The sequence below is a fragment of the Dyadobacter sp. CY356 genome (assembly GCF_021440195.1).
Taxonomy (GTDB): Bacteria; Bacteroidota; Bacteroidia; order Cytophagales; family Spirosomataceae; genus Dyadobacter.
The window spans coordinates 228,511-243,852 of the sequence record NZ_JAJTSZ010000003.1; the positions used below are offsets into that span (position 1 = coordinate 228,511).

Sequence of the window (15,342 nt, forward strand, 5' to 3'; positions counted from 1 at the left end):
GAATTTATATCTACGTTTCTGTTTGTCACTATCCAGCTGCACTCAATGTTAACTGTAAATTCGTAATGCTGGATCTTGGTGTCATTTAATTAAATTATTCCGGCTAAAATTATAATGCATTTCATAAAATCTTGTGGATGAAGTTATTCAGCGTTTATTATAAAACGAAAGATTCTTCTTCATTAAGTAAACTTTGGGATATTTATTAATAAGAATTTGACTAAACATAATTTTTTTTAAATGCGTTTGATATTTATTAAAATATTTTATTAAGTTTGTGTTGTATTATGTTTTTATTAAGAATACTTCCTGTTCACTAAAAAACCTTTTTTACTCTCTATGGGAAAAAATTTACTTAAGCTTGTTGTCATGATTATGGTAATGAGCACTCCAGTATTCGCTCAGACGATTACAGGAAAAATTTCCGGTACTCCTGACGGGCAACCGTTGCCAGGCGTATCGGTTCTTGTAAAAGGTACCACTTCGGGTACCACCTCAGATGCCGGTGGGGCATACAGTATTTCAGCATCCGGAAAAAACACGCTCGTTTTTTCTTTCATTGGTTATAAAACACGTGAGGTTGTTGTAGGAAGCCAGTCAGTAATTGATGTTGCCCTTGAAGAGGATGCATCTCAATTAAATGAAGTTGTTGTAACCGCACTTGGTATCAAAAAAGAAGAACGTGCATTAGGTTATGCTACGTCAACAATCAATAACGAATCAATTGTTAAAACGGCCTCTCCAAACTTTGCAACCGCATTGTATGGAAAAGCTCCTGGTGTTACGATCAATGCTACACCGGGTGGAGCAACCAGTGGTGTAAGTGTTAGTATCCGTGGGTTCAGTTCGATTTCTGGAAATACCCAGCCTCTTTTGGTATTGGATGGTGTACCGATCCGTAACGGAGAATCAAGAAATACTGATTTCTGGGGTGATCAGCGTATTCGTGGTAATGGTCTTTTGGACTTGAACCCAGCGGATATTGAAAGTATCACTGTTTTGAAGGGTGCATCGGCTGCGGCTTTGTACGGTTCTGAAGCTGTGAATGGTGTATTGTTGGTAACAACAAAAAGCGGAAAAGGTAAAAAAGGATTTGGTGTTGATTTCAGCGCAAGTTACAACGTGGATAAAATCGCATATCTTCCAAGATACCAGAACGTCAGAGGTCCGGGTTATCCTTTGAACTATGCTAATGGCGGACAGGATGCAGCCGGATTTATTTATTATGACACAGATGGTGACGGAACAAAGGAAACAAGAGGTTTACTTGGAGCTACTGTTAACTTCGGACCTAAATTTGATGGTCAGCCGGTTATGGCATTTGATGGTGTAATCAGACCTTACTCTCCATCAAACAACAGTTATGCAAACTTGTTCCAGAATGCAAGCAGCTCAAACATTAACCTTGCGGTTTCAAAAGTAACTGACAATGCGAATGTTCGTTTTTCTTTCACGCGTCAGGATAACGGAATGATCAGCTACGATTCTAAAAACAGCAAAAACATTGCAAACCTTAATTCAAGCTTTAACACGGGTAAAAAGTTAAAGACTGACATTACGGTAAACTATGTAAATCAGCATACGCACAACAGACCTTACAAAGTAGATCGTATGATCAACAACTTTACAGGTATGATGAACCGTTTTGAATCTGCTGACTGGTACTTCAATAAATACCAGACAAGTCAGGGATATAAATATGTAACGGCGGCTTCGGGTAACCCAAGTTTAACGCCAAATGAAAATATCAAATACAACGGTTTCAAAAGTGATATTGCTGACTATGTATGGAGTACAAGAAAAAATACATACGACGAATACAGCAACCGTATTATTGCAACTTTGACACAGCACTGGGATATTACGCCTGAGTTAAAATTGAGAGGAAGAATTGCATCGGATTTCACTTCTGAAAGAATTGAAGACAAACAGGCTACTGAAAAACCGATTGCCTTTGGTTACACAGGTTCATTTGCGATGGGTAATAATCTATATAACAATGTCTTTGGTGAAGCCCTGCTGACCTATACTAAAAAATTGAATGCCGACATAACTGTTAATGTTATGGGTGGGTATAATGCCCGTAAAGAACTTACCACAATGCTCGGTGTGACCACAGACGGTGGACTAAGTACAGAAAGTTTCTTTGATTTGTCTGCTTCTGTAAATAATATAAAGCAGCTTGGAACAAATACCCGCAGCCGATTTACAAGGGATGCTTATCTGGGAACGGTAAACTTTGATTACAAAAACTTCTTTTTCATTGAAGGAACGGTAAGAAGAGACCGTACGTCCACTTTGGCAAAAGGAAATAATTCATTTGTGTATCCTTCGGTTAACACCAGCTTCGTTTTCACAGATGTATTTAACCTGCCATCATTTTTCAGCTATGGTAAAGTAAGAGGTTCGTTTGGGGTTGTGGGTAACTATCCTCAGATTTATCAGGCAAACGTTGCTTACCAGCAAGGAAGTTTACAGGCTCAGCAAACAGGGGGACAATCGGTATTGTATACTTACATGAATTCAAGTTATGGTAATGACAAAATCCGCCCTGAACAAAAACGTGAATTTGAATTTGGTTTGGAGACTAAATTCTTTAATAACCGTATCGGTTTAGATATCTCTTATTACAATGCACAGATCGTTGACCAGATCTTACCTTTGTCAATTGCATCAACTACGGGTGCAAGATCAATCCTTGCCAACGTGGGTACATTGAGAAACAAAGGTTTGGAAATGGCCTTGAACTTTTCTCCGATTCAAGGAAAAGGTTTGAACAGCTTTAACTGGGATGTGATTTTGAACCTTGCTCAAAACACAAACAAAGTTGAGAAACTTGCAAATAATTCAACAGAGTTGTTGCATCAGGATTTTGATGGAAATGCAGCTCAGCTGAGATCAGTTGTTGGTCGTCCGATGGGAGATATTTTTGTACACGGTATCCTTAAAAATGACAAAGGAGAACAAGTTGTTGGACCTAATGGCATTTACGCGCTTGATCCAAATTTCAAACAGGTTGGTAATGCAATGCCTAAGCTGACAGGTGGTTTGATCAATAATCTGAGCTACAAAAGTTTCAGCCTTGACATCGTAACAGATTTCAGATGGGGCGGATCTATTATGCCAACAGGTATCAACTGGATGACTTCAAGAGGGTTGACAAAAGAAAGTTTGACTGCAATGGATACAGAGCACGGCGGATTGACTTATTATGTTGACGCGAATGGTAAAGGTGTTCAGACAACAGACGGAGTTGCGCCAAGTGGTGCTACAATTTATCATGACGGTATGCTCATGCAAGGTGTAACTTCAACAGGTGAAGCGAATACCAACGTTGTTTCTCAGGCTGTTTATTACAATAGTACTTACAACTGGGGTGGGCCACAGTACAGTAGCTCTCGATACGAATTGTATGTAAAGAAAAACAACTTTATTAAAATGAGAGAAATTTCTCTTGCTTACAGGTTGCCAGCTTTCATTGCAAACAAAATCGGAACACAGAATGTAACAGTATCTGTATTCGGACGTAACCTGTTCTTCATTTACAGATCGATCAAAGATCTTGATGCTGAACAAACCAATGCAAGTACAAGATGGTATGAAAACGTGAATAACGCGGGTAATAACCCATCATTCCGTACCATGGGTGTTATGTTAAGAGCAAGCTTCTAATTTTAATTCGATTATGAAAATGAAAAAAATATCATCATTAATATTAGCAGGACTTTTGCTTGGTGCAGTTTCCTGTAAAGAATCGGATTTTACTGATTCATATGCCGATCCATCGAAGATTGCTGAAACAACGGTTGAAAAACAATTCACAGGATTTTTACAGTCCACAAAGGATTACATCCTTCCGGGGTATACCAATTATTTCGTAGCCTTACGGACTTCGATCAACCATTACAATCAGGTTACAGGTTGGATTAATGATTCGGGGCAGTACATTCCCGGATCTTCCGGAACAGAGGCAGTTTGGTTTAATTACTACAACATGCTTGCTCAATATCGTGAGCTTCAAAAAGCATTCAACGCTTTAAGCGCAACAGATCAGGCAGATCGCAAGTTCTTCATGACGGTTGCGACGGTTTACCTTTACGATCAAACTGAAAGGATGGTTGACCTTTTTGGTGCTATTCCTTTTACTGAGGCAGGCATGGTTGGATTGAATGGCGGAGACTATGCTAACTCACTGGCGAAGTTTGACGATCCGCAGACGCTGTACACGATGATGCTTGATGACTTGAAGAGCATTGCAGCAGAGCTGAACGCGACGACGATAAACGCAGGTTACCTTAAATCTTTCCAGACTCAGGATTTTGTAAACAAAGGTGATCTTACGGCCTGGAAGCGTTATACCAATTCACTTCGTTTGAGAATGCTTAACCGTGTTTCTGCTGTAAGTGCTTTCCAATCAAGATCTGCTGCTGAAATGGCAGAAATTCTGGCAAATACTTCGACTTATCCGATTGTTGAAACAAACCTTCAGAATATTCAGATTAATGTATTTAACGTAAATACGGATATTAACTCTAAAGGATTCCAGGGAGGTATTGCTTCTGATGGAGGTTGGTATGGTAATACTGCTGGTAAGAAAATGATCGATTTCATGAATACGAATGCTGATCCACGTTTGCCAATCCTATTTGAACCAGGTGCGAGTGCAGCAGGAAAATATATTGGTATTGATCCAACTGCAACGTCCGCTGCCCAGACAGAGCTTTCTAATGCAGGACAAGTTGCAATTTATAACCGTTATGTGACGAGCCACAACCAGTTTTTCCCTGGGGTGATTATCAATGCAGCGGAAGTAAGCCTGATTAAATCTGAATATTATTTGAGAGTTGGAAACGATGCTTCTGCCAAGGCTGCGTACGAATCAGCAATTTCTCTATCAACTAATTTCTATAATTCGATTATCACTGTAAGTAATGCGACGGGTGTAAATGCTGCACCGTCTCCAGCTTCTGAGTCCTCAATAGCGAAGTATATTGCTGCGGATGGAGTAAACTGGGATAAAGCTACATCAAGCACTAGCAAGCTGGCCTTGATCGCTACGCAAAAATGGCTTCATTTCAACCTTGTTCAGCCTTATGAAAACTGGGCAGAAACACGTAGACTTGATCTTCCAACGTTTACATTCCAGGTTGATAATGCAAATAACCAGACATTGCCTCCGGTAAAATGGACAATTCCAAGTAATGAGATTTCTTACAATGCGAATAACTATTCAGCAGTAAGAGATCAGGATAAACTTACTACCAAACTTTTCTGGGACGTAAAATAGTCTGAAAGTTTTTGAGGATTGATATAAAAGCAAAAGAGGCAAGTCAAACGACCTGCCTCTTTTGCTTTTACACAGTGATGTATGTTTTAACTTCTGATCATCTAACAAACCTTAATAGAAAATCTCATCCCGAATATTTTTCGCATAAAACAATACAACTTATTTTTTTGTATTCCTCAATACCAAAACCTGAGGAAATGACAAAACTCCCTGAAAGGCGAGTTTTGTAAACTCTGATAAATTGTGGAAATAAGAGCCGAGTATAATATCAATATCGCCATCATGATCAAAATCTGCGGCTTCCATGGTCATCCATTTTCCGGTTGCCGCTTCTGGCGTGGAGTGTACCTGGAAGTTTAAATCTCCTTTATTTGACAAATAAATAAATTGCTGTTGCGGATTTTCCAGCTCGGTATAAAATGAAACTGCTGCGATGTCTATATCTCCATCATGATCAAAATCTCTGGCAACGGCCTTGGCTGCACCGTATAGAGGATAAAAATAACTTTCTTTAAAATTATCTTTTCCATCATTTAGATATATTCTTACGCCGTGATAATTTTTCTTAATCGCTGAATAATCCCAGTTATCTCCATTCGTAGCCAGAATATCTTTGAAGCCGTCTTTATTAAAATCTACCAGCTCGAAATAGCTCATACCATATTGCGGGGGAAACCTGAGCAAAGTCTTTTCCTTGAATTCACCGTTTCCCAAATTGTAAAAAATGGAAATCTGTTCACGCGCCTGTCCCATCAATACCATCAGATCCGGTTTTTTGTCCTGATTGAAATCTGCCACTTCAACCTTTCTTGCTCCGGGAAATTCTTTTAAAACGTGTTCTTTTGAAGGTTGAAAATCATCCAGCCAAACTAACTTTCCGGTATGATTTCCAAATTCACAAATGATTGCATCTTCCTTTCCGTCCATATTGAGGTCGGAAGTGGCAAATTGAACAGGGCGGTGTAGGTTTTGAATTGTTAAGGCTGAGGATGACGATATTGTTTCAAGCGATATAAGCTTACCCAATTTTTGTTCAGAAGGCTGAAAAAGGCCAATGGTTAAAAAACGAGGCTCAGCATTTTTTGGAAAATCCATATCAACCGGAGGACTCTCCACGGATCGGGAATTTTTCAGTTTAAATTTGTTATCTAAAACATAAAGGACATGCTGCGCATCGCCGACATAGATCAGTGAGGTTGCAGGATCGAATTTAAGTAAAGTTGTTTGAGGAAAAGGTTTGTCGCCAAGTTTAATTTCCTGCGCCTTAAATAAAGGAAGTGAATTTGTTACAGGCGGAACTGCTTTCTGAGGTAACGGTTCTGACGGGGCTTCGGTCTCGTAATATTTCACAATTTTAGCCCAGTTTTCATCAGAAATTAATTGGGTTTCCGGATATATTGCTTGTTCCCGGATCAGATTTATTTCTACATCCGGCAAGTCTTCATAAGGATTTCTGCCTGCACTTTTTACACCCAAACGTAAACCCATATTGGGCAATACAGAATTAGTCCAGGTTGCTTTGTCTAATGAAGAAGGGTCGGGGAAAAGATGACAAGCCCGGCAGTACTGACCTGCCAGTTGTCTGCCGGATAAGGTATCAGCAGTATTATTCCGTAAATGAACTCTGGTTAAAGGTTTTTCGACTTGCTGTTTTAATGAAAAAACAGTAATCCAAAGAAAAAGGGAAACAATCAGACCGAGTTTTATCGAGGACATTTCCTGTTTCAGATTAAGATTGGAGGGAATTATTTGAGGAAAACCGGTTGGTAGAATTAAAGGAAATAGAGAAATCAATCGGTGCTGACTTCTCTATTTTTATTGTTTTATTTGATGTTTCGCTGGCCGGGTAATCTTATACGATGAGACTATCCAGAGCAGCTCTTACATTATCAAACTCGAATCGTGCCAACTCGTTATCCATACGCGCCTTGATCAGATCATTCTGCAAATTCCCGATACTACCTTCATGCGAATGTTTCAATTCCCGCGGCGCAACATAACTTCCGTCACCAATTTCTGCACCAACCTGGCGGTATGCGTCACGGAATGGAACGCCACTAATGACCAGTTCATTCACACGCTCCACACTGAATAATAGATCATATTTCGGATCATCCAGCAGGTTTTGTTTCACTTTAATATTTTCCAACATAAAAGCGGCAATATCCAGACAATCCAGAATTTCGTCAAAAGCCGGCATCAGGATTTCTTTCAGCAGCTGCATATCACGGTGATATCCCGAAGGAAGATTGCTCAAAACCATGGTAATTTCCATAGGTAAAGCTTTCATACGGTTTGTTTTCGCGCGTAATAATTCTGCTACATCCGGATTTTTCTTGTGCGGCATGATACTGCTTCCGGTGGTTAAATCATCCGGTAAAACGATAAAACTGAAATTCTGGCTGTTGTATAAACAAATATCCATTGCAAGGCGGGAAACCGTAGCGGCCAAAGAGGAAATTGCGGTAAGTGCCGCCTGCTCTGTACGCCCGCGACTCATTTGTGCATATACCACGTTGTGATGCATACCTTCAAATCCCAGCAATTCGGTAGTCAGTGTACGATTTAAAGGAAACGAAGAACCATAACCTGCGCCGGATCCCAGCGGATTTCTATTAGCTAAGCGGTAAGCTGCATTCAATTGGATCACATCATCAATCAAACCCTCGGCATAAGCACCAAACCACAAACCAAAAGAAGATGGCATGGCAATCTGCAAATGTGTATAACCTGGAAGAAGATCATTTTTATGCTCCTCCGATTTGCTGATTAATACATCAAAAAGTTTTTCCGTAGCCTGAACGACCTGAAATAAACGGTCGCGTGTATATAGTTTCATATCAACCAAAACCTGGTCGTTACGGGAACGCCCGCTATGAATTTTCTTGCCAATATCGCCCAATTTGCGCGTCAGCATCAGTTCAACCTGTGAATGAACATCTTCCACGCCATCTTCGATTATAAAATCGCCTTGCTGGATTTGGGCATAAATTTCAATCAGTTCTGCTTTCAGCGCAGTAAGATCTTCCGCTGTAAGTAAACCGATTGTTTCAAGCATTGTCGCATGGGCAAGATTGCCAAGTACGTCGAATTCGGCAAGATGTAAATCCATTTCACGATCGCGACCGACAGTGAAACGTTCTATTTTTTCAGAAGTAACGGTATTTTCTTTTTGCCAGAGTTTCAAAATCAGTAGACGAATTATGGTTACACAGAGGTACGCAGCGTTGGAAAGAGAAACACAGAGGTATTAATCCCGGTCAATCATGCGCTTTATGCTACAAATTTACAATCAATTGAGGAAACGGTGGGAAATTGAGAAAGTTATTTTCTTAGGTTACACAGAGGACCACAGAGTTAAGGGGAGGTACACAGAGTTTATTTTGAGATAAAAAGAAAACTCTGTGTCCCTCTTATTACCTCAGTGGTTCTCTGTGTAACCTGTAAACAGTACAATATCAGTTAATCATTCGCCGGATGGCTACGAAGCGTTTTTGGTAGTAATCAGCACTCAGCAGATCGTAGCGCACGCCACCATTCCATGCAGAGTGTATAAAGCGCACATATCCCGGCGCGATTTCAGTAATAATACCGACATGCCCAACACGGGAATCTTTGGAACTATGGCCTTTAAAGAAAATCAAATCACCTTTGCGGGCATTTGAAAGATTTACTTCTTCACCTTTTTCAGATTGAGCGGCACTTGAATGTGGCAAAAGAATATCCCACTTGCTGAAACAATAGCGGACAAAACCGGAGCAGTCAAAACCTTTTTTGGAAGTGCCACCGGAGCGGTAACGGATATGAAGATGTTTATCAGCGAAAGAGACCAGGGATTCAATTGGATTGAGCGTATCAGCAGCTGTTTTTGGAGGATTCAGTGATTTTGAATTAGCAGTATTACCAAGTAAAAAAGCACAAAAGAACAAGCTTAAAATGACGGTACGTTGAATCAAATTTTGCATCCAGATTGGTTTAGGTTCTGATATTAAAACATATCTCAATAGAAAATATTGTGTTTCCTACTAAATACGTTAGAAGTTTAAAGATAAGAAGGTTTTGGCATTTAAGAAATTTTATAAAATTAAGATTTTGTGAACTTTGTTATTTTGCTTGCTAAGCTGTTAACAGTCAGTCTATTTATGATTCTATTGGTCAATCATACAGATAAGCTTCATTACCCCCATCTTTTTTCCTATTTTTGTGCCCTTCAATAAGAAAATTTAGAATTAACCATACTTAACGCATGGAAACCACCGACCGTTATTTGCAACGCGGCGTATCTGCATCGAAAGAGGACGTACACAAGGCAATCGAGAATATTGACAAAGGGTTATATCCAAAAGCTTTTTGCAAAATTGTTCCTGATACGCTCGCCGGAGATCCGGAATATTGCACCATTATGCACGCGGACGGAGCGGGTACCAAAACCTCGCTGGCTTACCTTTACTGGAAAGAAACCGGTGATATTTCCGTTTGGAAAGGTATTGCGCAGGATGCTATTGTGATGAATACGGATGATTTATTATGTGTTGGCGCCACAGGCCCGATGCTTTATTCATCCACAATTGACAGAAATAAAAACAGAATTCCTGGTGAAGTGATCGCTCAGGTGATCAACGGCGCGGAGGAAATTCTGGAAATGCTGCGCAGTTATGGTGTTGAAATATACAGTACGGGTGGAGAAACGGCCGATGTTGGAGATCTGGTACGCACGGTAACAGTGAATAGCACGGTTATCGCCAGAATGAAAAGATCAGAAGTGGTTGATAATGCCAATATCAAAGCCGGTGACGTTATCGTTGGACTTGCTTCTTATGGCCAGTCGAACTATGAAACTTCTTACAATGGAGGTATGGGCAGCAATGGATTAACTTCTGCCCGTCATGACGTATTAGGTAAATATCTTGTTGAAAAATATCCTGAGAGTTTTGACCCAGAGGTTAATAACGATTTGATTTACAGCGGTTCAAAAAAACTGACTGATTCTGTGGAAGGCACAGATTTAAACGTTGGACAATTAATTCTTTCTCCCACCAGAACCTATGCTCCGGTGGCAAAAGCATTACTTGATGAACTTCGGCCACAGATTCATGGAATGGTACATTGCAGCGGTGGTGCGCAAACCAAGATTTTGCATTTCATTGATAATCTGCACATTATAAAAGATAATCTGCTTCCTGTTCCACCACTTTTCAAATTGATACAGGAGGAAAGTGGTACGTCATGGCAGGAAATGTATAAAGTATTTAATATGGGTCACCGTTTGGAAATTTATTTGTCGGAAGAAAACGCGGCCCGTGTTATTGAAATATCACAATCATTTGGTATTGAGGCACAAATCATTGGCAGGGTAGAAGCATCGCCCGTTAAGAAATTGACGATTTCGAGTGAGGCCGGGACTTTTTATTATGAATAAAAATATTTTAGTTTAAAAGTTTTAAGACATTTTCAGGGGTTTATATCAAAATTGTTTTTGGTATAAACCCTTTTTTATTGATATAAATACAGATTTTTTCAACAATGATGGTTTGTTACCACGATTAATTGTTTTGTGTAAACCACTGATAACAAGGTTTCTCTGGAATCCTGGCATAGATGTTATAAAACTAATTTTACAAATTTATGCTCACCGTCAACTTCATCAACCATGGAAAACTTCGACCTGAAAAAGAGGGCTTTCAATTTTGCTGCCTTGCTGTTTATCGTTTCGCTACTTTGTAATTCTCAGGTTTATTCCCAGCCAACCATTTATTTTAGGTCCGTCATTTCAAGTGGACTGAGCTCGCCCATACAACTCGTCAATGCTGGTGACGGAACCAATAGAATTTTTATTGTTGAAAAAACCGGTGCTATTAAAGTATTTAGCGCAACTTATGCTCCACTCGGGACTTTTTTGACAGTTGCCGGAATTTTGACGACAGGTGAGCAAGGTTTGCTAAGTCTGGCTTTTCATCCAAACTATGCTACAAACGGGTTGTTTTTTGTTTACTATACCAATGGGGAAGGAAACCTTGAAATTGCCCGTTATAAAATAAGTGCCGGAAGCCAGAATATCGCTGATCCTGCATCCAAGCTGGTTGTGCTTACGGTGCCTCATCCGGGGGAAGAAAATCATAATGGCGGGGAATTGCATTTTGGAAAAGACGGGAATTTGTATCTTTCAATCGGTGATGGAGGTGGAGGCAATGATCCGGACAATAACGCTCAGGATCCTGCGAAATTACTTGGCAAAATTCTCAGAATCACGGTTAGCACGACGGATACCGGACTTCCATATACAACTCCTTCTGATAATCCTTATCCGGTTGGAAGTATTACAAAAAATGAAGTTTACGCAACAGGGCTGAGAAATCCGTTTCGTTGGAGTTTTGATAGTGAAACAGGTGATATGTGGATTGGAGATGTAGGGCAATCAGCTTTTGAGGAAATTAATTATCGAACTACCTCCACCACATCCGGCGCTAATTATGGATGGGGTTGTTATGAAGGAGATGCCATACATAACAGTGCTGATTGTATTGATGGTGCACAATATCATTTCCCTGTGCATAAGTATGCGACAAACAGCGCAGCCGGAAGTTCGGTCGTTGGCGGGGTTGTTTACAGAGGTGCAAAATATCCTGAGATGCAGGGCTATTATGTTGGCGGGGATTTTTATTCAGGCAATATTCACATCGTGGGGCCAGTAAGCGGAACCGTTGCAACAACTGTTCAAACATCCTCTATTACCAATGTCGCGGATTTTGGAGAGGCCGAAAATGGCGAAATTTATGCGGTTGCACTCACGTCCGGTATAATCTACAATCTGATACCCGAAGATCCTTTGCCTGTGGAGCTTATCAGTTTTAAAGGAGTTTCAGGAAATGAAGGTGTAAGATTGAACTGGAAAACTGCTACGGAAAAAGATTTCCGCCAGTTCGACATTGAGTATAGTTTGAACGCCAAAACCTTCGCACAAGTTGGTACTGTTTTTCCAAAAGGCGGTCTGACCGGAAGCGATTATCAGTTTTTTCATTCCATCAACAATGCGCAAACGCTTTATTATCGTTTGAAAATGGTTGACCAGGATGATTCTTTTAAATACTCTAACATGATCAGTATCGCCTCAGGAAATGAAAATCGCAGTGCAAATTTTGTTAGACCATCCCTGATTGAAAGCAAAATTATGCATCTTGTGATTGAAGAACCCTTTAATTCCTTTGAGTTGGTAAGCGCAAACGGTAATGTTTTGATGAGAAAAGACATTACCAATAAAAAAGGAGACCTGGACGTTCCCATTGAGATGGTATCTTCAGGGATGTATATTGTCAGGTTGCAGGGAAATGAGCGCAGCTTAAATCAGAAAATTGTGATTATAAAATAAGCGTCTGATTGTTTACATTATTAATCCAAAACCATCAATATTATGCTCATAGGCATTTATTGATGGTTTTTTCACAAAAAAGAAAATTAACTTAGGATCAAAATTTTTGTCAGCTGGAAATTAATTTCTTTAACTAAAAATATAACTAATAAATTAGTTATATTTTTGATCTGATATGATTTCCTTTTTTTCTATAAAATCTAAATTTATGATTGCCGGAAATAATAAGTTTTTCATGTTTTTAATTTTTCTGAGTACATGCTTTTTTGTGAAAGCAAATGCCGCGGAAAATCCGGAATGGCTAAAAAAATATCAGGAACATGAGCAATTTGGTCATGTATATGTTGTTAAAACGATCGAAAGATCAAGTGGTTCGTATGCCAGTTTTCTGGTAGATAAAAACGGGAACAAACTTACTCCGGCTTATCGGGATATTGGTAAATTTTCAAACGGATTGGCTGAATTTGTCACTTTTGAAAACCATCAGGGTGCACTGGGAATGCACGGATATATTAACAAAAACGGTACAATAATTATTCCGCCAATTTATCGTGGCGCGGGAGAATTTAAAGATGGAATAACTTACGTCATATATCCAAAAGGAAAGCAATTTGGGCTGACTTATCTGGATTCATTAGGCAAGGAAATCTATAAAATACCAGTCGAATTGTTTCCAAACGATTTTTTGATCGGCAAATGTAAAGCAGCTTACGTCGCTTACCATGATTGCCAGGAGGATTTTATGTGGGATGTCAACGGAAACCTGACCACTTTAAACTGGAACTTTGGCAGGTATACCGAGATAGATATCAAAAAAGCAAAAGAGCCTTTTCGTTTTTATTACCATGGAAAATTTGGGATTGTCGATAAAAACCTGATCCTGCGTGTCCCCGTTGCGCTTGATGATATTGACCTGATCTATAAACATTCCGGGCGTGGTTTGGCAAGGGTTAAGTACGGAAACAAGTTTGGATATGTAAGTTCAAAAACGGGAGAAATTGTGATTCCGTTTTTATATGATGATACACAAAAGCCATCTCTTGGACGCTATTGGGTGAAAAAAGGGAATAAATGGGGCTGCATCAATAAAAAAGGTGAAGTCGTAATTCCATTTTTATATGATTACGCCGGCCGCTTTATGGATGAAAACCGCGCTTCTGTTTCTCTGAATGGAAAGTTTGGTCATATTGATACCACAGGTAAAATTACTACGCCAATTATTTACCAATCTGCTTCCTATTTCAAACATGGCGTAGCGATGATCCAGCTGAATGATAAATACGCATATATTGATACCACGGGCAAAGTGATTACCAAAACCTGGTTTAGCGAGGCAGAACCTTTCCGTGAAGATATGGTGGTGACTGAAAAGTATGGTATTTTCTACGATATGTCGCCGGATGGTACCTTTCAGTTTAAAGGATTTTCTTCCGCCTGGCGTGCTACGCTGATTATGTTCCTACTGATTGTTCTGGCCTATTTTCCTGTAAAATTTATTTCCCGCACTAATAGGAGTAAGGCTGAAAGAAAATAAGTTGAAAGTCTATCTTAGAATAGAGTTATCGTCAGTAATCTTCTTCCAGTTTTTGATTTTATCAAAAACATCGGAGGCGGATATACTATCCAGATCTTCTGTTAGCGTTTGAATGTAACTCACCCTGGGACCAATAGGTCCCCATCTGCCCGCATGTTTTGGCCGGTTTTTTGGAAATAATCCCAGCGTATTGATACCTGTGGCGGCAGCAAGGTGCATCGGCCCGGTACTCCCGGCAACAAGTCCATCCGTTTTGCTGATAAAAGTTATTAATTGGTCGAGTGGAAGTTTTCCTGTCCAATCTATTACATGCGAGGGCAATGTTTCAATCCAGGATTGTAACTCAACTTTTTCCTTTTCAGAGCCGGTTATAAAAACGCGGAATTTATCGGGATCCAACAAATCAATAAGTTCAGAAAATCTTTTTAAATCCCATTCCAACGCATTTCCATTCGATTTGGGATGCAGGATAATGGTGAATTTATCTGTGTTTAAAAGCTCTGAAAATGCTTCCGGAAGTTCCGCAAGATGATTAAGCTGGTAATATTCCCATAATTTTTCAGGCACTTTTTTTATTCCAAGCGGTCGGAGAAGACGAAAATGCAGTCTTGCTTCATGGTCGTCCGATTGTTTTCTTCTCAGCCATACAAGCCTGTTGCATTTAAGCCAATGATAAGGGCGGCTTATTGTTCCAATCCGAATAGGAATTCCGGCATCCTTGGCCATATCATTCAAATCCTGTTGGGTAATGAGGTGCAAAATGGCATCAAATTTAAACGATCTGATATAAGTAATCTGCTCATTTTTTGGCATAGCAGATATTTCATTATAGTCAAGAAACAAGTCCACAGCATCACTCGCATCAACAACCGGCTTGGTATATTTCCTGGCAAGAATGGCTACGGTGGAGCCGGGGAAACATTCTTTTATAAAACCGCAAACCGGAAGTGCCAGGATGACATCTCCGATTGCGTCAACGCGAGTAACTAATATATTCATGCCTTGGTAAAATCAAGCTTGTTTATGCAAAAATAGATAGGGGAGAAGTGGTTACGAAATTATTTGTCCAAAATAGAGAATATGATAACAATTTTCGCTGGAACAGATGTTTCCTGTTATGTATTTTGTATTAATAACGAAAAGTTATCTAACCTG

9 protein-coding genes are annotated in these 15,342 nt (G+C 39.7%); 5 read left to right on the forward strand and 4 right to left on the reverse strand.

Annotation, left to right across the window (positions count from 1 at the left end):
• The first annotated feature begins 339 nt into the window (after positions 1-339).
• Together LXL81_RS12805 and LXL81_RS12810 are read left to right on the forward strand one after the other, a co-directional pair.
• Positions 340-3,672, forward strand: coding sequence for a SusC/RagA family TonB-linked outer membrane protein (locus LXL81_RS12805; protein WP_234647186.1), 3,333 nt, complete (start codon positions 340-342; stop codon positions 3,670-3,672).
• 19 nt (positions 3,673-3,691) lie between these two features.
• Complete coding sequence (locus LXL81_RS12810) at positions 3,692-5,287, forward strand: SusD/RagB family nutrient-binding outer membrane lipoprotein (RefSeq protein WP_304488675.1); 1,596 nt, start codon at positions 3,692-3,694, stop codon at positions 5,285-5,287.
• A gap of 159 nt (positions 5,288-5,446) precedes the next feature.
• On the opposite strand, the gene LXL81_RS12815 is transcribed toward LXL81_RS12810, so the two are convergent.
• The 3 genes from LXL81_RS12815 to LXL81_RS12825 all read right to left on the reverse strand — a co-directional run bounded on the left by LXL81_RS12815 (position 5,447) and on the right by LXL81_RS12825 (position 9,252).
• Positions 5,447-7,003 (reverse strand): VCBS repeat-containing protein, encoded by a 1,557-nt coding sequence (locus LXL81_RS12815; protein WP_234647188.1) that lies wholly within the window; start codon positions 7,001-7,003, stop codon positions 5,447-5,449.
• Positions 7,004-7,139: 136 nt separating this feature from the next.
• Entirely contained in the window at positions 7,140-8,474 is a 1,335-nt protein-coding gene (argH, locus tag LXL81_RS12820) for an argininosuccinate lyase (RefSeq protein ID WP_234647189.1), read from the reverse strand.
• 271 nt (positions 8,475-8,745) lie between these two features.
• Positions 8,746-9,252, reverse strand: coding sequence for a C40 family peptidase (locus LXL81_RS12825; RefSeq protein WP_234647190.1), 507 nt, complete (start codon positions 9,250-9,252; stop codon positions 8,746-8,748).
• A gap of 281 nt (positions 9,253-9,533) precedes the next feature.
• Between LXL81_RS12825 and LXL81_RS12830 the strand changes: the two genes are divergently transcribed.
• The 3 genes from LXL81_RS12830 (at position 9,534) to LXL81_RS12840 (ending at position 14,187) form a co-directional block, all read left to right on the forward strand.
• Positions 9,534-10,706 carry an AIR synthase-related protein gene (locus LXL81_RS12830; protein ID WP_234647191.1) on the forward strand — a complete coding sequence of 391 codons (1,173 nt, stop codon included), beginning with the start codon at positions 9,534-9,536 and terminating at the stop codon, positions 10,704-10,706.
• Positions 10,707-10,937: 231 nt separating this feature from the next.
• Positions 10,938-12,653 carry a PQQ-dependent sugar dehydrogenase gene (locus LXL81_RS12835; RefSeq protein ID WP_234647192.1) on the forward strand — a complete coding sequence of 572 codons (1,716 nt, stop codon included), beginning with the start codon at positions 10,938-10,940 and terminating at the stop codon, positions 12,651-12,653.
• 235 nt (positions 12,654-12,888) lie between these two features.
• Positions 12,889-14,187, forward strand: a complete 1,299-nt coding sequence (locus LXL81_RS12840) for a WG repeat-containing protein (protein ID WP_234647193.1) — start codon at positions 12,889-12,891, stop codon at positions 14,185-14,187.
• A 9-nt stretch (positions 14,188-14,196) separates the two neighbouring features.
• Here LXL81_RS12840 and LXL81_RS12845 read toward each other — a convergent pair whose 3' ends face one another.
• Positions 14,197-15,186, reverse strand: a complete 990-nt coding sequence (locus LXL81_RS12845) for a glycosyltransferase family 9 protein (protein WP_234647194.1) — start codon at positions 15,184-15,186, stop codon at positions 14,197-14,199.
• Positions 15,187-15,342 lie beyond the last annotated feature (156 nt).

What these genes read in the sequence shown, in the direction of transcription:
- LXL81_RS12805 (WP_234647186.1), top strand. Translation starts at nt 340, where the DNA reads ATGGGAAAAAATTTACTTAAGCTTGTTGTCATGATTATGGTAATGAGC.
- LXL81_RS12810 (WP_304488675.1), top strand. Translation starts at nt 3,692, where the DNA reads ATGAAAAAAATATCATCATTAATATTAGCAGGACTTTTGCTTGGTGCA.
- LXL81_RS12815 (WP_234647188.1), bottom strand. Translation starts at nt 7,003, where the DNA reads ATGTCCTCGATAAAACTCGGTCTGATTGTTTCCCTTTTTCTTTGGATT.
- LXL81_RS12825 (WP_234647190.1), bottom strand. Translation starts at nt 9,252, where the DNA reads ATGCAAAATTTGATTCAACGTACCGTCATTTTAAGCTTGTTCTTTTGT.
- LXL81_RS12830 (WP_234647191.1), top strand. Translation starts at nt 9,534, where the DNA reads ATGGAAACCACCGACCGTTATTTGCAACGCGGCGTATCTGCATCGAAA.
- LXL81_RS12835 (WP_234647192.1), top strand. Translation starts at nt 10,938, where the DNA reads ATGGAAAACTTCGACCTGAAAAAGAGGGCTTTCAATTTTGCTGCCTTG.
- LXL81_RS12840 (WP_234647193.1), top strand. Translation starts at nt 12,889, where the DNA reads ATGTTTTTAATTTTTCTGAGTACATGCTTTTTTGTGAAAGCAAATGCC.
- LXL81_RS12845 (WP_234647194.1), bottom strand. Translation starts at nt 15,186, where the DNA reads ATGAATATATTAGTTACTCGCGTTGACGCAATCGGAGATGTCATCCTG.